The sequence below is a fragment of the Micromonospora sp. LOL_021 genome (assembly GCF_048060215.1).
GTDB lineage: Bacteria > Actinomycetota > Actinomycetes > Mycobacteriales > Micromonosporaceae > Micromonospora_E.
Genome location: NZ_JBHMIN010000003.1, coordinates 99586 through 120189, shown reverse-complemented (window position 1 = coordinate 120189; position 20604 = coordinate 99586). Strand labels below are relative to the sequence as shown.

Genomic DNA, 20604 nt, shown 5'->3' with positions numbered 1-20604 from the left:
CGTCGGGCAGGGTGCCCGACGCCCCCCACCGGGACCGACCGACGGTCAGCCGATGACGATGTTGCCGGGGGCCCCGGTCGGATTGACCCGATTGGAGCCGTGGCCGGTCCACCGCGACGAGAACATCAGCAGGTCACCGTCCCAGATGGTGATCGCGATGGAGTCCTGGCGACCGTGCCCCGCATCGGACACCTCCATCTGCAGGGTGAGGTCGGTCGCGACCGGTACCGGTTGCTGCGGGGTGGACAGGTCGTACAGGGTGACCTGGTAGCGCAGATACGCTTGCGGTATCCCGGCCCTCGACCAGAAGCCCAACGCCTCCAGCGTCGAGCCCTGGAACTTGTACCGCTTGTCCCCGCTGCGGTAGCCCACCAGCACCTTGCCGGCCAGGTTTCCACCGTTGCCGAACCGCCCGTCGAAGTCGAACTCGAGCCGATGGTCCGGGTCGAGCGGGTAGACACCGTCGGTTTGCTGGCTACGCAGGTAGCCGACCCCGTCGACGCTCCAACCGGTGGTCGGGGCGACAGTCATCGTCGAGCTGCCGGACCCGGTGTACCGCCCGCTCAGGGTAATGGTCACCACATGTTCGCCGACCGGCAGCATGGCCTCGCAGCTGGCCGACCCGATGATGGTGTCGCTGTCGCTGTCGTGCACCGCCGACCGTACCTCGGCGTCGCACAGTGCGGTGTCACCGGAGGTGAAGGAGACTCGGGTGCCGCGTACGTCGCCCTCGTCCACGGCCACGATGGTCCGCAGCAGGACCGCTGCCTCGTCGGCACCGGGGGCCGGGTGCACCAGGGTGTCCCCGTCGTAGTGGAAGTACCGCGCCGGCTGCACCCGGTCGATGCGGATGTCTGCGTCGTTGACGTCAAAGAAGACGTTGCCGACCGCCTCGATCCTGATCCGACCGGTGGTGGTGTCGATGTTCGGCATCCGCACTACGGCGCGACCGTCGTTCGGCACCGCCTCGGCCAGCACGTACGGGAACGTCTTCGCCCCGTCGGTCGACAGCGAGATCCGCACCTGCGCCGCGTTCACCGGCGCCGCGTCGGTGCCGGCCACGTCCCAGGTGATCTCCTGCCGGGAGTCGCCCAGATAGAACGACGGCTCCGACTGCGAGCTGACCAGGAACGGGCCTGCCTGCGGAGCGAGCACCAGCTTCGTCCCGGCGCTGCCGACCCCGCCGCCGCCGATCCGACCGTCGCGGGCGGTCAGCTTGAAATGCATGGTCCGGTCGTTGTCGTAGCCCACCCAGTCGGCGGTCGGCAGGAACTCCGAGTAGCAGTCGACCAGCGCCTGCGGCAGGTTCGACGCGCTGCCGCTGGCCGGCGGTGCCAGCGCGGCCGGGCAGGCCCCGGTCACCGCGTTGGTGTTGCCGGCCAGGATCTGCGCCATGTCCGGGAAGACCCGGGTCGGGTCGTCGTCGACCGCGTTCAACCCGGGAGAGTAGTACTGCTCGGTGTCGTCCGGGCCGACCAGCGCCGCCGTGCCGAACACCCGGAACAGCGGGCCGTTGGTCTTGACGTTGTCGGTCAACGCGGTGCCGGCGGTGGTGACCCCGGCGATGCCACCGCGGTCGTTCTGCTCCCACATGTACGTCAGGGCGTCACCGTCGGCGTCGGTGGCGCTGCCGGTCAACGCGAACGGGGTCCGCACCGGGATCGTGAACGCGTCCGGCACGGTCACCACCGGCGCGTGGTTGCTGGTCTCGGTGACCCGCCAGCCGCCGTTGTCGACCGGACCGCCCTTGGCGGTCTCGCCGACGAAACCGGCGGCACCGTCGAGGTCGGCCAACCCGAGCGGCAGTACGTTGGTCCGGGCCACCGCGCCGCCGTCGAACGTCACCTGGAAACCGGCGTCGGTGAGCGCACCGACGCCGCCGAACGCCGCGACGCTCACCGTCGCGCCGGCCGGCCACCCGGTGATCGCCTCGATCGCCGCCTTGATGCCGGCGGTGGTGTAGTTGACCCCCCGGACGATCGGCGCCGACGACTGCCCGTCGTAGACGATCGTGAACGCGTCGCCGTCGGTGTCGAAGTCGCGCAGCGACACCGTCTGCACCTCGTTGATCGCCGGCCGGGTCGAGTTCACGAACGTGGTGATCTCGTGGTGGCTGCGCTGCGACCAGTACGGGTCGGTGTGCGGCTGCAGGTTGTCCTGCTGGCAGATGCCCGCGTACGCCATGATCGACGATCCACTGCCCGGCTCGTACGAGTTGGTGGCGCTGCGGTTGCCGCCCGAGCAGTTCCACTGGGTGCCGTTGAAGGTGTGGTTACCGGCGAACTGGTGGCCGATCTCGTGCGCCACGTAGTCGACGGCGTAGAAGTCGCCTATCGGGTTCGGCAGACCGGTGCAGCCGCGCGCCTTGCCGTCGCCGCCGGCCACCCCCAGCCCGGCGACCCCGCCACCCGGCAGGCCGAAGCCGATGTGCCCGACGTCGTAGCTGCTCGCCCCGACCAGTTGGCCCAGCACGATCCGGTTACGGTTGAGCGTCGCACCGGAACAGCCGGTCAGCTGAGCCTCGGAGAAGCACGGCGCGGAACCGCACGGCCCGTCCGAGCCGGTGGCCGCCGCCACGGTGTTCAGGTTGGTCTTGTCGGTGTCGCTGATCAGCACGAGCCGGATCGCGGTCTCGTCTTCGTAGATCTGGGTGACCCGGTTGACCAGCGTCACCTTGGCGGCGGTCACGTTCGCCGCGCCGAAGTAGTCGGCGTACGACGGGTCGGTGAGGAACGCCAGCCGGTAGGTGCGCAGCTTGACCAGCGGCCCGGCCGGGTCGTCGGCCTGCGCCTGGTCGATCTCCGCGCCGATCTGCTCGGCGGCCGCGTCGACGTCGCCCCGCTCGGTCAGCGGGCCGTGCCGGTTGATCAGGTCACCGGCGTGGTAGCTGGCGTAGACGCTCTGGTCTCGGTGGTACGGGTCGACGTACCAGGACCCGGTCGACGACCGGACCGAGGCGTGGAAGCCCAGCGGGGTCAGGTCCGCCCGGATCGTCGCCGTCGGGTCGTCGACGCCGGTCCCGGCGTACGTCCGGATGTCCGGGTGCCGGGCGGCGAGCCCGTCCTGCATCACCGGAGAGTCGACCACCGCGAACCGTTGCACCACGCCGTCCGGATCCGGCACGGCCAGCACCAGCGGCGCCGTCGCGGCGGCCCGGTCCGACTCGTCCGGCGCCCGGTCCAGCTGGACGGCGATCGCATCCCGGTCCAGGGTGTACGCCGCGAACCGATGCGCCTGGATGTCCGGCGCGCGACCGGACCGGCTGGCCGTCGGTACGTCGTCGAGCACGGCCCACGGGGTACCGGCGATCGGCGTACCTTCCTGCGGCGCGGCACTGGCGGCCGTGGTCGGGCCGACCGCCGGCAGCAGCGCCGCCGCGACAACGGCGACGAGCAGGGCGATCAGACGGCGGTTGCCGGACCGGCCGGTCCCGGGCGGTGGCTGTGGACGGCCGTTCGGCGACGAGTGGCGCCTCGTCGAGGGCTTCCTCAAAATGTCTCCTCGGGAGTCCGTGACGAACCACGACCCGAATGGCCAGGGGTGTGCTGGCCGATAAGCCGTGGCTCTCAAGGGTCGAGAGTCGACGCTAGGCCCCGAGCAGCGGGTACAGCCATCATCCGTACGGCTGAGACAGTGCATGATGGCCGGCCTTACGAGACCGACTCACGTGACGAGCGGGGCTCCTACTCGAAGGCGGTCAGAAACCGGTCCCGGAACGAGTCCATCTGCCACACCGGGGCCTGCGGACCGGGGCGCAGCCCTTCCTGCCAGTCCCAGCCGGCGACCCGGTCGAGGACCGCCTGATCGCTGGTGACGATGGTGACCGGCACGTCGTGGCTGGCCGCCGGTCCGGTCACCACCGGCGCCGGCTGGTGGTCGCCGAGGAAGACCACCACCAGATCGTCGTCGCCCTGCGACTCGATGTAGGAGATGATCGTGCTCAACGAGTACGCCACCGCCTTCGGGTAGTCGCTGCGCAACCCGTCCTCCGCGGACTTGTTGGCCTGGCCGGCGGCCATCGCCTCCCGGTCGAAGACCGAACCGTCGCGGACCGTGTTCCAGTTGACCAGCTGCGGCAGCGGGGTCCACGGCGCGTGGCTGGACAGCAACGCCACCTCGGCCATCACCGGCTGGTCGTTGTCCCGCCGCTCGAAGCGGTCGAACGCCGACAGCACATACTGGTCGGGGATCGAGGCGAAGTTGAACCTGTCGCCCGCGTACCCCATGTTGCGCGAGTCGTAGACCTGGTCGTAGCCGAAGAACGCCCCCTCCGGCCAGGCCCGCGTGTTGCCGGGGAAGAAGCCGGCGACCCGCCAGCCGGCGTGGCCGAACGCCCTGGTCAGCGTCAGCCGGTCGCTGGCCACCAGGCTGCGGTAGCGCTGCTGGTTGTCCACCCACAGCCCGGACAGGGTGCTGGCGTGCGCCAGCCAGCTGCTGCCCCCGACCGTCGACGAGGTGAGGAACGCACTGCGCGACTGGAACCCCCGCGCCGCCAACCGCTGCGTACCGTCGTCGAGCAGGTCGCCGATCAGCGGGCTGAAGTCGGGGTGGGTGACCGCGTCCCGGCCGTAGCTCTCCACGAACGCCAGCAGCACATCCTTGCCGCGCAGTGCGGTCAGCAGCTCGTCGCCGGGCACGTCCCGGAACGCGTCGACCGCCGCCAGCTCGGCGAACTCCTGCCGGTCCTGCAGGCTCGCGCCGATCTGCATGGTGTGGTCGTACGCCAGTCGGGCGGTCGCCCGGTCGGCGACCGGCAGCCCGATCGTGCGCCACTCGTCCCGGTAGACCACCACCTGCGTGCCGAGTAGGGCGAACACCAGCCAGCCGGCGGTCAGCGCGCCGAGCGTACCGCCGCCGATCCGCCGGTGCGCGGCCAACAGCCGGGCCAGCCGCAGCGTCGCGGCGACCAGCAGCGTCAGCACCCCGATCGTGAGCACGACGGTGCCGACCGCCGCGCCGACCGCCGCGGCCCGGCCGTAGGAGGCGTCGACGAACCGGTACCCGTCGGCCAGCAGACCCCAGTCCAGAACCGGGTCGAACGGCCGGTCCAGCACCGAGAAGAAGCCGATGTCGGCGATCTTCAGCGTGATCAGTACGCCGAGCAGCGCGCCGAGCGCGGCAGCCACCGGGGTGCGGACCCGGCCCGGCAGCACCAGCAGCAGCGCGGCGGCGACCAGCGCCTCGACCGGGATGCGGGCGAACGCGACCGGGACCACCAGATCCAGCTGGTACGGCAGGGTCATCGCGGCCAGCACGCCGCCGACCGCCAGCACGTCGGCCGACCATCGGGCGGTACGCCGTACCCGCTGGCACCAGCCCTCGGTTCGCGGTGCCGTCTCGTCCGCCGCCGTTGCCTGGTCCGCCGCCGCCGTTGCCCGGTCCGCCGTCGCCGACGTCTGGTCCGTCACGTCGTCGGCGGTGACCGGGGCGGAGTTCGTGGCGGAGGACAAGTTCAGGCCTTCCTGGTAGTCGGCCAGGCGGTGCGCCCTGCCGGACCGGACTCAGCACGATATCCGTACCACCGGGCACCCACAAATACGCACGACCAGCCGGACCGGATCGATCTGCGCAACACCGGCTCCCGGCCGTGACCGGTCCGCCGCGTCGACCGGTCTACTTCTGCATGGAACAGTTGCGGACGTACTTCGACCGAGCGCTCGACAACGAACCGGCACCACCGGCGCCACCGGACGACCTGGCCCGAGCGGCCATGGCCGGCGGGAGCCGACTACGTCGACGCAGACAGATGGGGTACGCCGCCACGACGACCGTCGCTGCCGTGGCGCTCGTCGCGGTGGGCGTGCTGCTCCCGGTCAGGGACGCGCCTGTGCCCGTGCCGGCGCCGGCCGCCATGCCGTCGGTCTCGCCCGGCTGCGAACTGGTGCGTCCCACCAGCGCTGACGTGGCGACCGAAGCCGCCGTCTACCTGAGCGTCGACGTGACCGCCGAGCAGCGGCGCGCTGTCGACGCGGCGCTGCGGGCCGACCCGCAGGTCGGGTCGGTGGAGTATGAGAGCCGGCAGGACGCATACCAGCGGTTCGTACGGCGGTACCAGGACGATCCTGCTGTTCTGCTCGATCATCCCGACCTGATGGAGAAGGTGACCCCAGATCAGTTGCCAGAGTCTTTTCGGTTCACCTTGGCGAACCCATCGGCGTACCAGCAGGTCAGCGGCGGACTACAGGCGATGCCCGGCGTCGAGACGGTCACCGGCTGGTTCTGCCTGTACGGCACGGACAAGCAGGTGGACGAGTGAGTGGGGTCCGGGTCGTAGCGCCGGTCGCCGCGGACCTGCCGGCGGAGCCGGCACCGACGAGGTCTGAGCGCGGCGGCGGACCGCTGGCCCGGTGGGCTGCCAGCCGCCTGAGGCAGCGAGTGGCCGGGGACGAGGCGTTCACCGCGTTCGTTGTCGACGCGGCTCCCCGGCTGCGCCGCGTCGCGTACCTGATGTGCCGGGACTGGCATCTCGCGCAGGACCTCACCCAGATCACCTTCACCCGGATGTACGCCTCGTGGAACCGGATCTGGCCCACGGCGAACCTGGACGCGTACAGCCGTCGGGTCCTGATCAACGCGGTCTCCGACGCGATGACGCGGCGCAGCCGCACCGAGGTGGTGCTCGCCGAGCCGCCCGAGCCGGCGGCCCGGCCGGCCGCTGGCGGCTCGACCGAGCTGCAGGTGGCGTTGCTGCAGGCGCTGGCAGAGTTCCCGGTGCGCGACCGGGCGGTGCTGGTGCTGCGGTACTGGGAGGATCAGAGCGTGCAGACCGTCGCCGAGATCCTCGGCATCACCACCTCGGCGGTGAAGATGTGCAGCATGCGGGCGCTGCAGCGGCTGCGAACCGCCCTCGGCGAGGACTTCCCGACCAGCTGATCGGGACCGCGACCTAGGCTGGGCGGCATGCCACCCGGGTCGGCGTCGCCGTACCGGCCGGCGTCGCCGTACCGGTGGACGTTGCTCGACCTGGTCGTCGCGACGGCGGTGGCCACCGTCGCCTGGCAGTACCGTGCCTCGCTGGCGGACCTGGCGATCGGTTTCGGCATGGCGGTGGCGCTGGTGTGGCGGCGGCGCCGACCGGTGAGCGTGATGCTGGCCGTGACCGTGCTCGGTGGGCTGCAGCTGTTCGCCGGTCCGGACGTGCCGGCACTGTACGACGTCGCGGTGCTGATCGCGATGGTCGCGGTGGTGACCCACGCCGGCCCACCGGTGTACGGCTGGCTGGCCGGCGGGTTGGTGCTGGTCGAGTCGCGGTGGTGGCTGTTGACCGGGTGCTGCTCTCCGATGACCGGCACCCGGTCGGCCTGGCCGACTTCAGCGAGTACGGCGTGCTGGCCCTCGGCTGCGCGGCGATCTGACTGACGGCGTACACCTTGCGGACCCGCAAGGAGCAGACGGCGGTCGCGGCCGAACGGGCGGCCGCCGCCGAGCGGGAACGCGACCAGCTGGCCCGGCTGGCCGCCGCCGACGAACGGGCCGCGATCGCCCGCGAACTGCACGACGTCGTCGCACACAGCCTGGCGGTGATGACCGTGCAGGCGGACGGCGCCAGCTACATGATCGACCTGGACGTCGAGCAGGCCCGCAAGGCAATGGTCACCATCGGTGACACCGGCCGTGACGCACTGGAGGACATGCGCCGCATCGTCGCCGTCCTGCGCCGGGTCGATGCCTCGCCAAACGCCCCGGAGCCTGAGGCGGCCGGGCCCGCCGACACCGACCGGCGTCGGGCCGGAATCGCCCAGCTCAGTGCCCTGGTTGAGCGGACCAGGGGAGCGGTCTCGCCGTCGAGCTGCGCATCGACGGCGAACCGGCCCGGCTGTCGCCCGCCGAGGAGCTGACCATGTTCCGGGTGGTGCAGGAATCGCTGACCAACGCTCTGCGACACTCCGGACCCGGCGCCGCCGTCACCGTGACCGTGCGGATCGGAGCGGACGCCGCCGAGCTGACAGTCATCGACGACGGCCACCGCCCGGCCGGCCACCGACCAGACGCCTCGGATCGGCATCCGGCGGCAACGGGCTGCTCGGGATGCGGGAACGGGTGGCCGTGCACGGCGGCGAGTTCACCGCCGGACCACGCCCCGACGGCGGCTGGCAGGTGGCCGCCGTACTGCCGATCAGCTCCCCGGCGCGGGCCGGGACGGTGCCGACGGAGGTGACGTCGTGACCATCAGGGTGTTCCTCGTCGACGACCAGGAACTGGTCCGCGCCGGATTCGCGATGGTGCCCGCCGCCCAACCGGACATGGCCGTTCCATCGGACAGCCTGCCCCGCGAGCGTCGAAGCTCCGACCTGGGGTTGTCTGGGCGCGCCCGGTAGGGTTCGAACCTACGACCTTGGGATTAGAAGTCCCCTGCTCTATCCGCTGAGCTACGGGCGCTTGCTGATCTTCGTCCTGGCGTGCACATAGTAGTGGTCGCAGGTTGCCGTGACGAGTCAGTCGGTTTCCGGTAACCCTCGGTCGACCGGGCGTTGCGCCTCCACCGGTTGACCAGGGTCCGGGCCCAACGGCTCGGTGGTGAAGTAGCCGCGCAGCCAGCGGTCCAGCTCGCTGAACAGCTCGTCGCGGGCCGGCTGGTGGGACAGGGTCAGGTCGTGCAGGCCGCCGTCGATGCGGACCACGGTGACGTGCCGGCCGAGCCGGGGGGCCCACCGGGCCATGTGCTCGACGTCGAGTACCGCGTCGGCCAGGGTAGCCGAATCGTGCCAGCTGTGGCTGCGGTAGGACCGGGAGGAACAGGCCAGCAGGACCGGCGCGGTGATGTGCAGTCCGGCACGTAGCCGCCGCTGGGCGCGTCGGATGGCGGTCAGCCAACCTGCCCGCACCGGGAACCCGGCGAGCGGCTTCCACTCCAGGTCGTAGTTCCAGTGTCCGCGCTGGGAGGCGTGTACGCTCTGCCCGTACACCGGGGAAAGCCCGACCGGGACGACGCGGTAGGGCGAGCGGCCGGTGAGGCGGCAGACGGCCGCCGCCACCGGCCGGCGGAGCAGCCAGGGTGCGTTGAGGTCGAAGAACGGGCTGTTCAGGAACAACCCGTCCGGTGCGGTGCCCTGGCTGGCCCGCGCGTCGGCCCAGGTCGCGGCGATCAGCCCACCGGTCGAGTGGCCGTTGACCAGCAACGTTTCGTTGCCGTCCTGCTCGCGGATGATCCGGGCGGCGGCGTCCAGTTCCGGGAAGTAGTCGCTGAGGTCGCGGCAGAAGTTCGGGGTCTGGTGCGGCAGCAGGCTCCGGCCGTACTTGCGCAGGTCGAGGGCGTAGAAATCCCAGCCGCCGCGGACGAAGTGGTCTGCCAGGTGGGTCTGGAAGAAGTAGTCGACGAAGCCGTGCAGGTAGAGCACCGCCCGCCCGGCCGGGCGGTCCGCCCGGCGGCGGACCAGGGTCGCGACGACCGGACCCTCGTCGTCCGGGTCCAGCTCGATGACCTGCTGCTCGTACGGGAGTCCGAGGATGTCAGGCTGCACGACCTCGACCGTACCGCCGGACGGTTACCTCCGGGTAGGACCGCGCTGCGCGTCGCACAATCGAAGGCGGCACTGCCAGCGGCCGAGCGGCGGTGCGCGGCGCGAGGAGGTGCGAGATGAAGGCCGAACAGGCGACGGCGTTCCTGCGGGCGAATCATCGGGCGGTGATGGTGACCCGGCATCCGGACGGCCGGCCGCAGACCAGTCCGGTGCTGGTCGCGGTCGACGACGCCGGTCGGGTGCTGGTCAGCACCAGGGAAGGCGCGGTCAAGGTCCGCAACCTGCTGCGCGACCCACGGGTCACGTTCTGCGTGATGACGGACCGGTTCTTCGGCGACTGGGTGCAGATCGACGGAGAAGCAGAGGTGGTACGGCTGCCCGAAGCCCTCGACGTGCTGGTCGACTACTACCGACGGATCTCCGGAGAGCATTCCGACTGGGACGACTACCGGGCTGCGATGCGCCGCGACAAGCGGGTGGCGATCCGGGTGAGCGTCACTCATGCTGGTCCGGACGTGCACGGGTGATGGTCTCGGACGTGTACAGGTGACAGTTCGGACGTGCCGGGGGACAACCCGGACGGCCGGCACGTGGGGCCCTGGTCGGGTTGACCGGGGCCCCACGACGGATCAGCGGCTGGCCGATCCGAGCTCTACCTCAGCGGTGGTCTGGGCCTGGCCCGTGGCGTTGGGGGCACCCTGGCCCTTGCCGATCAGGTCCTTGAGGCTGCCGTTGATGTAGTTGCCCCACCCCTCCTGGCAGGCGTTGTAGCACTCGAACTCGGGCACCAGCCCGTGGTGGGTGAAGACGACCTTGGTCTTGCCACCCTCCTCCGAGATGTCGAAGGTCATCGTGGTGTCGACCCACTCGGAGCTGTCCTTGACGAACGAGAAGTAGTTGTCCACCACGTGCCAGGCGACCTTCTCCCCGGGGACCGACTCGGTCACCCGGATCGTGCAGCGGTGCAGGTCCTCGTAGTGGTACCGGAACTCGTCGCCGGCCTTCTCGGCGCTGCCCTCGATCTCGGCCGACCACCATCCCTGCGGATTGGCGATGGCCTCGTAGGCCTCCTTCGGGGACTGGTCCACGGAGAACTCGGTGGTGTAACTCGGCCCGGTCATGATTTCCTCGCATTCGTGATATGCGGAAAAGGGGTTGGCGACGTCCCGCGAGCGTGTGTCGCGGAAGTCGGCAATGCTCCGCATCGGGCGGAGCTGTCGGAACGTCGGCATCCTTTTCGGATGACCGGCTTGTGTCGCGCACCCACTGACCTAGGCTAATGCGCCCACTTGTGTCACGCAAGTCACGTGTGGAGCGTGTCGGCGTGCCGTCAAGCAAGGTTCACATGCTGGCAATACGCACTCTCCGGCAGTGATATACATCGATGTAACTGGCTCACCCGCGCCGGTGTAACCGCTGGCCACGACGCGGGCACGGTCCACCGGGTACCCCGGCGGACCGTGCCCGCGAGGCAGGTCAGGCGACGCAGCTCGAGAGTGGCTCGGTGGGTGCGGGTACGCCCTCAGGCCCGAAGAAGAGGTTGGCGCAGTCGATCAGGAACTCCGGGGTCTCCTCCTGAATCCAGTGGCCGGCGCCGGGGGCCACGACACCACGGACGTCCTCGGCCACCTGCTCGAACGACGCCGCGACACCGAGGCCGAAGACGAACTCGGCCCCCATCGCGAGCACCGGCTGGGTCAGGCGCTTGGACTCGGCGTGGGCCTTGGTGTCCTCTGCGTTCTCCGGCCACGCACGGTAGTAGTTGTAGCCGGCGCTGCGCCGGGCCGGGTGCAGGTAGGCGCGGATGTGGCTGTCACGGTCGATCGCGTCGGGGACCGCCGCGAACTCGAAGACGTAGTTCAGGTAGGTGGCGACGTCGCTGTTGTCCACGATCTTCTCCGGAACCGGCGACGGCGCCATGTTGAGCTTGAAGTGGAAGCTGAGCGGGTACGCGTCCTCCAGACCGAAGCCCAGCAGCGGCGAGTCGAGCATCGCCAGGCGGGTCACCTCCCGGGGGTAGTCCCGGGCCCAGGCGTAGCCGACCAGCACGCCCATGTCGTGCCCCATGACCTTCACCTCGCGGTACCCGAGCCGGTTCACCGCCTGGTGCAGACGTGCGGCCGTGGTCTTCTGGTCGTAACCGTCCCGCGGGATCGCGGAGTAACCGAGTCCGGGCAGGTCGAACGCGATCACGGTGTGCGACTTGGCCAGCTCGGGCATCACCAGATGCCAACCCCACCAGGTCTCGGGCCAGCCGTGCAGCAGCACGAGGGCCGGCCCGGAACCGCCCTTGACGTAGTGCACCTTGCCACCGTCGGTGTGGACCAGACCGTGGCGGAAGGTCCGGTCGAAGATCGCGCGACCGACGACCGGCTCGCGCTGGGCGTGTCCACCTCGCGCCGCGGTGGCGTCGGCGGTGCCGTTCGCGTCATGAGCCACCGCTGCCCCGACGCTACCGACGGTGACCGCCAGGGCGGTGATTCCTCCGACGATCATCCGTTTGAGTGTCAACCGCGATCCCCTGACACGAGCATCGACCAACCGTGACGACATGGCTCTACCTCTTCCTCTCGTCGACCGCATGTGGCGGGTTGCGTCCAAGCTATGACGATTAGCGAAGAATGTATTCTTCTCGATTGCTGTCTCTCCGCAGCCCCGCCAGCCCATTGCGGGCGCAGACCATGGGGTGCCGCAGCAACGCCGGTACGAGGCTGGTCCCGCCCCGTGGAGCGGTCACCTGGCCACTGGTCACCCATGTCGGACGGTGGATTCGGGTCGCCGCCCGGAACCGGGACGCGCGCTCGACTCTGCCAATCTTTCGTGTTCCTCGGCCACTTCGGTATTGCCCTGTTGGTTGCCGGCTCTTCCCGCTCCCCGGTCTAATCGCGATCCTGCCTGCCGGAAATTTCCATCAACCGCATCGAGTAGCGGCGAAAGAAGCTGTCTCCGGGAGAGGGCAATCTCAAGGAAGCAAGCCGGCGTCGGCGGCTCATAGCCTGGCGACCGATGTGCGGACGTGGCCGGCGAACATTGGTGTCGTCCGCTCTCACTGTCTCTGATTCCGAGAGGACGGGATTGCCATGACTGACGAAGAGCGGAAGTTTGAACGGCGTACGTTCCTTGCCGGTGCGGCAGGGGCCGGAGGCGTCGCCCTGGCTGGTGCCGCACTGCCCGGTACGGCGCACGCGCACGGAAATGGAGAGTCGATCGCGCTGGTGGCACCCGTCACCCCGGCTGACCCGCAATACCCCGACCTCGTGATGGGCTTGAACAACCGGTGGACTGCGACGCCCGATTCGGTGTACGTGGTGGATTCCCCGCACCAGGTTGCCCCGATCGTCCGACGTGCGGTGCGTCGCCGAACCAAGCTGACCGTCCGAGGCGGCGGTCACGGTTTCGAAGACTTCGTCTACAACAGCGAAGTCGAAACGATCATCGACATGACGAACATGAACCGGATCTATTACGACGCGAGGATGAAAGCTGTCGCGGTGGAGGCCGGTGCCATTCTGCTCGACGTCTACGAGAAGCTCTACCAGACCTGGGGTGTCACACTGCCTGGTGGCGTCTGCTACTCCGTCGGGATGGGCGGCCACGTCGCCGGCGGTGGCTGGGGCTGGCTCGTCCGCCGCAACGGACTGATCGTCGATCATCTGTACGCCGTCGAGGTGGTCACGGTCAACGCCGCCGGCAGGGTCAACACGATCATCGCCACCCGGGACAGGCGGGACCCGCACCGCGATCTCTGGTGGGCCCACACCGGTGGCGGCGGTGGGAACTTCGGCGTCGTCACCCGCTACTTCTTCCGTTCACCGGGGGCCCACGGCCGGACCCCGGCGCAGCTGCTGCCGAAACCGCCGTCCAAGGTGCTGTCCAGCTTCGCCCTGTGGAGCTGGAGCACCATGACCGAGGCCGACTACATCCGCCTGCTCCAGAACTACGCCAGCTGGCACGTCGCGAACATCTCCCCGGACAGCCCAACCCGCGAGGTGACGAGCCTGATTCAGTCGTTCCACCGGTCCAACGGCGAGATCCACATGTACGCCTTTGTCGACTCCGCCGTGCCGAACGCGCAACAGATGCTGGACAGCTACCTGGCCCATCTGCAGAACGGTGTGACGCCGGCGGTTTTCGCCTCGCAGAGCACCATGCCATGGCTGCAGTTCTGCAGGCTCACCGGTACCACCAACACGTTGAACAACGACCCGACGCTACGCGGTGAGTACAAGTCCGCGTTCATGAAGGACACCTTCACCACGGCTCAGGCCGCCGCAATCTACCGGGCGATGACCCGGTCGGACATCAACAATCCGAACCTGAACATCGTCATCAGCCCGTACGGCGGCAAGACCGCGGCCGTGCCCAACGCCGCGACGGCGATCCCGCACCGGGAGGCCGCCTACAAACTGCTCTGGCAGGCGCAGTGGGCCAACCCGGCGGACGACGCGGCGAATATCGCGTGGGCCCGGGAAACCTACCGGGACACCTTCGCGGACACCGGTGGCGTACCCGTACCGAACGACCAGACCGACGGCTGCTACGTCAACTACCCGGACGCCGACCTGAGCGATCCGGCCTGGAACGGGTCGGCCTTCGCCTGGCACGACCTTTACTACAAGGAAAACTACCGCCGGCTGCAGGCGGTGAAGAAGGCCTACGACCCACGGAACTTCTTCAGCCACCGCCAGTCGATCGAACTCCCGTCCTGATCGGACGGGTGTCAGAAGAACGTCCAGACGAAAGGGAGTACGGAATGCACACGATCACCGGTAAGACGGTCCTGGTGACCGGCGCCAACCGTGGCATCGGCCGGGCGCTGCTCGAGGAGGCGCTCAACCGGGGCGCGAAGCGGGTGTACGCCGGGACCCGTCAGCCGTTCGACCACCCGGACGAGCGGGTCACCGCGGTGACGCTGGACGTGACCGACGCGGGGCAGATCGAACAGGCCGCGAAGACCGTCGGTGAACTCGACGTGCTGGTGAACAACGCCGGCCAGGTCACGTTCGACGACCTGAGCGATCGCGCGGTGCTCGAGAAGATGTTCGCGGTGAACTTCTTCGGGGTGTACGACACCATTCAGGCGTTCCTCCCGGCGCTGATCCGGTCCCAGGGTGCGATCATCAACAACATTTCGGTGAACGCGTTCGCGCCGTTTCCGTTGGTGTCGTCGTACTCGGCAGCCAAGGCGGCGGCGTTCAACCTGTCGCAGTCGCTTCGCGGTTTGCTGGCGGGTAAGGGCATCGGTGTGCATGCCGTCATGACCGGGCTGGTCGACACCGACATGACCAAAGGATTCGACGTGATGGCCAAGGCAGCACCCGAGCACGTGGCCAAGAACGTCTACGACGGGCTGGAAAAGGGTGAGGAGGAGATCTTCCCCGATGCCATGGCCGAGCCGCTGGCCGACAGTTGGCGTTCGGGCGGGGGAAAGAACCTGGAGCGCCAGTACGCACAGATGGCGGCGCAGATCGCCGCAGCTCAATCCGCCTGAGCGACAGGCCACGACGGGCGGTACCGCCCGAGGACAGGTCAGTGAAGGGCAGTGGGCGCCGTCGAAATGGCGTCCGCTGCCCTTCTGCGTCAAGTCCACGAATGTTCTGTCGGACTGGAACTCGGCCGGCGGCTCACTTTGCAGATCGTTCCTGAGCAACGTGAGAGATGTGGACCGTAGGGGCCTCATGCCAGAGTTTGTGACGACGGGACGTCCCCCCGACATCCTGCCGCAGTAGCTGCGCCAGGCACCCATTTCTGCCTTCGTCTGGAGGAGTAAAGATGACGGTAATCGAGTCCGCGCCACAGCCCGAACTCGTACAGCGAGCCAGGGACCTGGTCCCGCTGATCCAGAAGCACGCCGCGTGGCAGGAGGAGAACCGCGTCCTGCACTCGGAGGTGCTCGACGCGCTGAAGGAAGCCGGGCTGCTCCGGTTGCGGTTCCCGGCGCGGTACGGCGGCACCGTGCCGGACGCGCGTACGGTGGTGGATGTGGTCGCCGAGCTGGGCCACGGCGACGGCTCCACCGGTTGGACCATCAGCACCATGACGATCGGTGCCTGGCTGGCCGGCCTGCTGCCCGATGAGGCGCAGGACGAGATCTTCGCGAACCCGGAGGACCGGTTCTGCGGCTCGGTCGGCCCGAACGGGGTCGCCGTGAAGACCGAGGGTGGCTACATCCTGAACGGTCGGTGGCACTTCAACACCGGTGCCCCGCAGGCGCAGTGGGACACGCACTCCATCATGATCGACCTCGGTGACGGCAACATGGTGCCGGGTATGGCGGTCGTTCCGGTCTCGGACCTGACGATCGTCGACGACTGGCACACGGTCGGCCTGCGCGGCACCGGCAGCGTCACGACCATCGCCCAGGACCTGTTCGTGCCCGAGAACCGGGTGCTGAACATGGTGCCGGTCATGATGCACAACCAGCACGCGTCGAAGATCAACGCCGACTATCAGGCGTGGCGGGTGCCGTTCCTGCAGTTCGCGGTCGCCGTGGCGGCCGCGCCGGCGCTCGGCATGGCGCGGGCCGCCTGGGACGCTTTCATGGAGCGGCTGCCGAGCCGGCGGATCACCTACACCAATTACGAGAAGCAGATCGAGGCGACGCTGACCCACCTGCAGGTCGCCGAGGCGCGAGTCAAGATCGACGAAGCGGAGTTCCACCTGCACCGGGCGGTGCGCCGACTCGATGAGAAGGCCCTCAGCGGCGAGCCGTGGACGCTGGAGGACCGCGCTGCGGCACGGATGGACGCCGGTGCCGTCTGCGCCCGGGCGAAGGAGGCCGTGGACATCCTGAACAACGCCAGTGGCGGTTCGTCGGTGTACTCCGAGGTGCCGATCCAGCGGATCGAGCGGGACGTCCAGACGATCAACCTGCACGGCATCATGCACCCGAACACGAACCTGGAAACCTACGGCCGTGTCCTGTGCGGCCTGCAGCCCAACACGATGTTCCTGTAGACGGTGCCTCGTTCGCGTGGCCGGACCCGATGGTCCGGCCACGCGTTCGTCTGCGCGGGCGACCAGCAGATCGGCCAGCCTGTTCTTCCACACCACGGCACAGTCGAACCGCCCGGTCGAACCAGCAGCACGGTCGAGGGTGCGGCGGGGTCAGCGTCGCTGCCTGCGCTGCTCGCGCAGCGCGATGAACCGGGAGTCGACACGCGCCGCTACGTCGCTGGGCGCCGGAGAGCCGCCGCAACCCGCGCACCCGGCCTGCAGGCTGACGTGGCCGCCACAGCCTTCGTGTTCGAAGGTGACCGGCTGCCCCTCCGGATTGGCCCAGCGGTCACCCCACTCGGTGAGCGCGATGATGACCGGTTGCAGCTGGCGACCCTTTTCGGTGAGCACGTATTCGACGTGGGCGCCACCGGCACCCGGCCGGGTCTCGAAGACGCCCGCCTCGACGAACTCGCTCAGCCGCTTGGCCAGGATGTTCGTGGCCACACCCAGGTCCCGCTGGAAGTCCGTGAACCTGGTCATCCCGAAGAACATCGCGTTGCGGATGATGAGCAGGCTCCAGCGCTCGCCGACGACCTCGAGTGTCCGCGCGGCAGAGCAGACCTCGTTGGCGTACAGGCGTCCCAGCACAAGTCGAAGTCTGGCATGCCGGCTTGCGTGGTGCAAGTGGATGTGCTGAACTGACCGGGTGACCGCCCCGGTGACCGGAGTCGCGCCGTCAGTCCGTCCGGGTCAGCAGGAACATCGGCAGCCGTCGTCCGGTCCTGGCCGCGAACTCGTCCGGGCCGGTCGTCTCGCCGAACAGCTCCGACCACAGCCGGCTGCGGGCCTCATCGCCGAGCGACTCGACAGCCACCAGGAAGGTCTCCTCGCCCAGTTCGACGGTCGTGCTCGCCATGGCGGCCAGGTTCGCGCACCAGGCTGGGTGGACCGGAGAGTCGCCGTTGGATCCGATGACAGCGTAGCGGCGCTGGTCGTCGAACGGAAAGCAGATCAGCGGCGTGATCCGGGCGATCCCGGTCCGGACGCCGACGTGGTGCACCAGGATCACGCGGGAGTCGGCCAGGATTCCACCGACGCGGCCCGCGTTCGCGCGGAACTCCTCGATGACCCTTCGGTTGAAGTCGATGGCCTCGTCCCTGGGCATCAGTGGCATGGGTTCACTCCAACTTGTGGGCTGAGAGGCCATACGGCCGGCATCCGCGGCTGCTCCAGCTTTCCACGGTACCGATCCGGTGCGGCGGCGAGGGCACCGCGAACGTCACCGGTTCGACGACCGGTCCCGCAGTTCTCCGATTTTGCCCAATGTAGAGCAGAGTACCCGGGGATCGGGTGGTGCGCCGTACGCTGGCGGGAAGAAGGCGTGAGTCTCGCCGGGCGGCGAGGACCAATGGCCCGCCCGACGCAGTGTCGTGTTCGCATCCGGGGCGCCTGCGTCCACCGAAACATCCCAACCAGGAGGAAGACATGAGCGAGAGTTACACGACGTCCTTCAGCGTGCACCAGAGCCCCGAGGACGTCTTCCACGCCATCAACGACGTACGCGGGTGGTGGGACGGGGAGATCGAGGGATCGGCGGACAGTCTCGGCGCCGAGTTCACCTACCGACACGGCGCGCTGCACTACTCGAAGCAGAAGGTCACCGAGTTCGTGCCCGGAAAGAAGGTCGTCTGGCTCGTCACCGAGGCTGACATCACCTTCGTGACGGACCGGACGGAGTGGAAGGACACCCGGGTCGTCTTCGACATCGCGGAAAAGGACGGCAAGACGGAGGTCACATTCACCCACGAGGGGCTTGTGCCGCAGTTCGAGTGCTACGACGGGTGCAGTGACGCCTGGGGATACTACGTCAAGGACAGTCTTCCCAAGTTCATCGCCAAGAGCCGGTCCGAGGTTGGTAGCTGAGCCTACCGGTCACCACCGGACACCATCCGACTTCCATCCGGCGGGTGGGCCGCTGAGCAGCGGCCCACCCGCCGGTTCCATGGCGCGTCTTAACAGATCAACTCGGTATCGGAGCGGTTGTCCACAGCCGGGGTTCTGTCCACAGCGCCGCCGGACTGCGGCTGGCCGGCAGGGGTGCCGTCCATCGAGGCTGAGCGTCGAGTCGACTCGATCAGATCAACCCGACGAGCCCCCTGCGGAGATGCGATGTTCGATACGTACGTAACGGTTATCGGTAATGTGCTGACCACGCCGGAGTGGCGGCGTACCACCCAGACCAACACGCTGGTCGCCAACTTCAAGGTGGCTTCGACGGCGCGCCGGCTCGACCGGGAGAACAACCGCTGGGTCGACGGCAACAGCCTGCGGGTCCGGGTGAACTGCTGGCGCAAGCTGGCCGAAGGCGTCTGCTCCTCGGTCATGCTCGGCGACCCGGTCGTCGTGGTCGGCCGGCTCTACACCCGCGACTGGGTCGACGGCGAAGGCAACAACCGCCTGCAGTACGAGATGGAGGCGGTGGCGGTCGGGCACGACCTGGCGCGTGGACGGGGCCGGTTCACCCGTAACCGGCCGACGTTGGCGACCAGCGAGGTCGACGGGGACGACCCGGAGCGGCGGGTGCAGGGCGAGGCCACCGCCGAGGTGCCGGCCGACGAGGCGCCGGCAACCCGCAACGAGCTGTTCGACGGTGACGACGACCCGATGTTCCTGGAACCGTCGGTGCCGTCGCCGGTCGAAGGGGAACCGAACCGCCCGGCTGGCCGGCCGATCACCCTGGCCGTGGACGTGCTCGCCGCCGAGGCCGCCTCGACTCAGGCCGACGCAGCAGCCGCTTCGCCCGAGGACACCGGAGCCGGCACCACGACGACCGGCGACGACGCCGGTCACCGCGACGAGCCATCGGACCTGCCGGTGGACACGCCGGCGTCGCGGTCGCCGGGCGGCGACCGGGAACCCGACGACCCGACCGGCGATCCGCTGCCGGTCGAGGAACTGCGGGCCGAGGACCGGCCGGCTTCGTCCAGCCGGGCCCGGCGGTCGCGCAGCCGGACGGCGGTGCCGGTCTGACCCTGGCCCGGCCCATCCCGACGAGCGCGGTGGTGCGGGCCAGCCTGCCGTACCACCGCGCCGGCGGTCGACCGACCGGTGGCGGGTGACCCTCAGCCGACCGGTCACCCGTCACCGGCCCCACGTAGGCTGCCGGAGTGGCTACCAGCGCTGCCAGGAGCAAGGTGTCGGCCGCCGCCACGGCCGGCGGTCTGGTCGCCGGCTACGCCCTGGACACCCTGTTCGGCGACCCCCGCCGCTGGCATCCGGTCGCCGGGTACGGCCGGTTGGCCGGCGCCGCCGAGCGCCGGCTGTACCGGCCGACTCGTCGGGCCGGCGTCGCCTACACAGCCGTGGCCGTCGGGGGGCCGGTGATCGCCGCCGTGGCGGCGTCGGTGCTGACCCGGCGGCATCCGGTCGCCCGGGCGGCTCTCGTCGCCGGCACCACCTGGGCGGTGCTCGGCGGCCGTACGCTGCGAACCGAGGCGGACGTGATGGCGCGGGCGCTGCGTCGGGCCGACGTGCCAGCGGCCCGACGCCGGCTCAACCACCTCTGCGGCCGGGACCCGGCCGCGCTCGACGCGCCGGAGCTGGCCCGGGCGACCGTCGAATCAGTCGCCGAGAACACCTCGGACGCCGTGGTCGCGCCGCTGTTCTGGGGTGCCGTCGCCGGTCTGCCCGGCCTGGTCGGCTACCGGGCGGCGAACACGTTGGACGCCATGGTCGGGCACCGGTCGTCGCGCTACGAACGGTTCGGCACGGCTGCGGCGCGACTCGACGACCTGCTGAACTTCGTGCCGTCGCGGCTCACTGGGCTGGCCGCCGTGTGGTGGTCGCCGGCGGTCAAGGGCGACCGGACACGGGCCTGGCGGGTGTGGCGTCGGGACCGCGCCGACCATCCGAGCCCCAACGCCGGTCAGTGCGAGGCGGCGTTCGCCGGGGCGCTAGGGGTCCGGCTCGGTGGCCGCAACATCTACTTCGGGCGTTCCGAGGTGCGTCCGTATCTTGGTGACGGTCCGCGTCCCTCGCCTCGGCAGATCCGCCGGGCAGCCAACCTGTCCCGGCGGGTCGGCGACACCGCCGCCGTCGCGTCCGCGTTCGCGGCGCCGGTCGTGCAGGTGGCCGCCGCACAGCTGACCGTGCAGATGGTCAGGGCCGTCGTGCGGACCATCCGCCGCCGGTAGCGGCAGGACCA

Annotated in this window: 20 protein-coding genes, 1 tRNA gene and 1 pseudogene; 14 read left to right on the top strand and 8 right to left on the bottom strand. The window is 69.4% G+C overall.

The genetic code is table 11. The features are described from left to right. Positions 1–45: 45 nt before the first annotated feature. A complete protein-coding gene (locus ACFHWT_RS04220; protein ID WP_416593245.1) occupies positions 46–3492 on the bottom strand; it encodes a M12 family metallo-peptidase in 3447 nt (1148 codons plus the stop codon). A gap of 191 nt (positions 3493–3683) precedes the next feature. Next, the gene (locus ACFHWT_RS04215) at positions 3684–5450 is read right to left on the bottom strand and encodes a sulfatase-like hydrolase/transferase (protein ID WP_416593244.1); all 1767 of its coding nucleotides are present in this window, start codon (positions 5448–5450) and stop codon (positions 3684–3686) included. A 137-nt stretch (positions 5451–5587) separates the two neighbouring features. Here ACFHWT_RS04215 and ACFHWT_RS04210 point away from each other — a divergent pair, with 137 nt between their 5' ends. The 7 genes and pseudogenes from ACFHWT_RS04210 (at position 5588) to ACFHWT_RS04180 (ending at position 8318) form a co-directional block, all read left to right on the top strand. Then, a complete protein-coding gene (locus ACFHWT_RS04210; RefSeq protein WP_416593243.1) occupies positions 5588–6256 on the top strand; it encodes a permease-like cell division protein FtsX in 669 nt (222 codons plus the stop codon). Continuing rightward, a complete protein-coding gene (locus ACFHWT_RS04205; RefSeq protein ID WP_416593242.1) occupies positions 6253–6873 on the top strand; it encodes a SigE family RNA polymerase sigma factor in 621 nt (206 codons plus the stop codon). Before ACFHWT_RS04210 ends, ACFHWT_RS04205 begins: the two co-directional genes overlap by 4 nt. Before the next feature lie 27 nt (positions 6874–6900). After that, complete coding sequence (locus ACFHWT_RS04200) at positions 6901–7359, top strand: hypothetical protein (protein ID WP_416593241.1); 459 nt, start codon at positions 6901–6903, stop codon at positions 7357–7359. Between the two features lie 11 nt (positions 7360–7370). After that, on the top strand, positions 7371–7838 hold the full coding sequence (locus tag ACFHWT_RS04195; RefSeq protein WP_416593240.1) for a histidine kinase dimerization/phosphoacceptor domain-containing protein: 468 nt from the start codon (positions 7371–7373) through the stop codon (positions 7836–7838). 2 nt (positions 7839–7840) lie between these two features. After that, a pseudogene (locus ACFHWT_RS04190) lies at positions 7841–7906 on the top strand (hypothetical protein); the annotation flags it as partial. A 122-nt stretch (positions 7907–8028) separates the two neighbouring features. Then, positions 8029–8166, top strand: coding sequence for a hypothetical protein (locus ACFHWT_RS04185; RefSeq protein WP_416593348.1), 138 nt, complete (start codon positions 8029–8031; stop codon positions 8164–8166). After that, complete coding sequence (locus ACFHWT_RS04180) at positions 8163–8318, top strand: hypothetical protein (RefSeq protein ID WP_416593239.1); 156 nt, start codon at positions 8163–8165, stop codon at positions 8316–8318. Before ACFHWT_RS04185 ends, ACFHWT_RS04180 begins: the two co-directional genes overlap by 4 nt. Here the strand turns inward: ACFHWT_RS04180 and ACFHWT_RS04175 are convergent. Both ACFHWT_RS04175 and ACFHWT_RS04170 read right to left on the bottom strand, forming a co-directional pair. After that, a tRNA-Arg gene (locus ACFHWT_RS04175) sits at positions 8307–8379 on the bottom strand. The genes ACFHWT_RS04180 and ACFHWT_RS04175 overlap by 12 nt on opposite strands. A 56-nt stretch (positions 8380–8435) precedes the next feature. After that, positions 8436–9461, bottom strand: coding sequence for an alpha/beta hydrolase (locus ACFHWT_RS04170; protein WP_416593238.1), 1026 nt, complete (start codon positions 9459–9461; stop codon positions 8436–8438). Between the two features lie 116 nt (positions 9462–9577). On the opposite strand from ACFHWT_RS04170, the gene ACFHWT_RS04165 reads away from it, so the two are divergent. After that, positions 9578–9988 (top strand): PPOX class F420-dependent oxidoreductase, encoded by a 411-nt coding sequence (locus ACFHWT_RS04165; RefSeq protein ID WP_416593237.1) that lies wholly within the window; start codon positions 9578–9580, stop codon positions 9986–9988. 102 nt (positions 9989–10090) lie between these two features. Here the strand turns inward: ACFHWT_RS04165 and ACFHWT_RS04160 are convergent, their stop codons facing one another. Next, positions 10091–10582 carry an SRPBCC family protein gene (locus ACFHWT_RS04160; RefSeq protein WP_416593236.1) on the bottom strand — a complete coding sequence of 164 codons (492 nt, stop codon included), beginning with the start codon at positions 10580–10582 and terminating at the stop codon, positions 10091–10093. Between the two features lie 355 nt (positions 10583–10937). Continuing rightward, entirely contained in the window at positions 10938–11957 is a 1020-nt protein-coding gene (locus ACFHWT_RS04155; RefSeq protein WP_416593235.1) for an alpha/beta fold hydrolase, read from the bottom strand. 584 nt (positions 11958–12541) lie between these two features. On the opposite strand from ACFHWT_RS04155, the gene ACFHWT_RS04150 reads away from it, so the two are divergent. From ACFHWT_RS04150 to ACFHWT_RS04140, 3 genes are all read left to right on the top strand, one after another. After that, positions 12542–14170: an FAD-binding oxidoreductase gene (locus ACFHWT_RS04150; protein ID WP_416593234.1), complete on the top strand. Its 1629-nt coding sequence runs from the start codon at positions 12542–12544 to the stop codon at positions 14168–14170. Positions 14171–14214: 44 nt separating this feature from the next. Beyond that, the gene (locus ACFHWT_RS04145) at positions 14215–14952 is read left to right on the top strand and encodes an SDR family NAD(P)-dependent oxidoreductase (RefSeq protein WP_416593233.1); all 738 of its coding nucleotides are present in this window, start codon (positions 14215–14217) and stop codon (positions 14950–14952) included. 281 nt (positions 14953–15233) lie between these two features. Continuing rightward, entirely contained in the window at positions 15234–16418 is a 1185-nt protein-coding gene (locus tag ACFHWT_RS04140) for an acyl-CoA dehydrogenase family protein (RefSeq protein ID WP_416593232.1), read from the top strand. 150 nt (positions 16419–16568) lie between these two features. Here ACFHWT_RS04140 and ACFHWT_RS04135 read toward each other — a convergent pair whose 3' ends face one another. Both ACFHWT_RS04135 and ACFHWT_RS04130 read right to left on the bottom strand, forming a co-directional pair. Then, entirely contained in the window at positions 16569–17048 is a 480-nt protein-coding gene (locus ACFHWT_RS04135) for a winged helix-turn-helix transcriptional regulator (RefSeq protein ID WP_416593231.1), read from the bottom strand. Positions 17049–17136: 88 nt separating this feature from the next. After that, entirely contained in the window at positions 17137–17574 is a 438-nt protein-coding gene (locus ACFHWT_RS04130; protein WP_416593230.1) for a nitroreductase/quinone reductase family protein, read from the bottom strand. A 311-nt stretch (positions 17575–17885) separates the two neighbouring features. Between ACFHWT_RS04130 and ACFHWT_RS04125 the strand changes: the two genes are divergently transcribed. From ACFHWT_RS04125 to ACFHWT_RS04115, 3 genes are all read left to right on the top strand, one after another. Continuing rightward, positions 17886–18323 (top strand): SRPBCC family protein, encoded by a 438-nt coding sequence (locus tag ACFHWT_RS04125; protein WP_416593229.1) that lies wholly within the window; start codon positions 17886–17888, stop codon positions 18321–18323. A gap of 246 nt (positions 18324–18569) precedes the next feature. Continuing rightward, entirely contained in the window at positions 18570–19430 is an 861-nt protein-coding gene (locus tag ACFHWT_RS04120; protein ID WP_416593228.1) for a single-stranded DNA-binding protein, read from the top strand. Positions 19431–19567: 137 nt separating this feature from the next. Then, positions 19568–20593 (top strand): cobalamin biosynthesis protein, encoded by a 1026-nt coding sequence (locus ACFHWT_RS04115; protein ID WP_416593227.1) that lies wholly within the window; start codon positions 19568–19570, stop codon positions 20591–20593. Positions 20594–20604 lie beyond the last annotated feature (11 nt).

Bases quoted from the DNA above. Each gene is read 5' to 3' on its own strand.
- ACFHWT_RS04185 (WP_416593348.1), top strand. From the start codon at position 8,029: ATGCGGGAACGGGTGGCCGTGCACGGCGGCGAGTTCACCGCCGGACCA.
- ACFHWT_RS04145 (WP_416593233.1), top strand. From the start codon at position 14,215: ATGCACACGATCACCGGTAAGACGGTCCTGGTGACCGGCGCCAACCGT.
- ACFHWT_RS04155 (WP_416593235.1), bottom strand. From the start codon at position 11,957: ATGATCGTCGGAGGAATCACCGCCCTGGCGGTCACCGTCGGTAGCGTC.
- ACFHWT_RS04140 (WP_416593232.1), top strand. From the start codon at position 15,234: ATGACGGTAATCGAGTCCGCGCCACAGCCCGAACTCGTACAGCGAGCC.
- ACFHWT_RS04150 (WP_416593234.1), top strand. From the start codon at position 12,542: ATGACTGACGAAGAGCGGAAGTTTGAACGGCGTACGTTCCTTGCCGGT.
- ACFHWT_RS04130 (WP_416593230.1), bottom strand. From the start codon at position 17,574: ATGCCACTGATGCCCAGGGACGAGGCCATCGACTTCAACCGAAGGGTC.
- ACFHWT_RS04120 (WP_416593228.1), top strand. From the start codon at position 18,570: ATGTTCGATACGTACGTAACGGTTATCGGTAATGTGCTGACCACGCCG.
- ACFHWT_RS04125 (WP_416593229.1), top strand. From the start codon at position 17,886: ATGAGCGAGAGTTACACGACGTCCTTCAGCGTGCACCAGAGCCCCGAG.
- ACFHWT_RS04200 (WP_416593241.1), top strand. From the start codon at position 6,901: ATGCCACCCGGGTCGGCGTCGCCGTACCGGCCGGCGTCGCCGTACCGG.
- ACFHWT_RS04165 (WP_416593237.1), top strand. From the start codon at position 9,578: ATGAAGGCCGAACAGGCGACGGCGTTCCTGCGGGCGAATCATCGGGCG.
- ACFHWT_RS04160 (WP_416593236.1), bottom strand. From the start codon at position 10,582: ATGACCGGGCCGAGTTACACCACCGAGTTCTCCGTGGACCAGTCCCCG.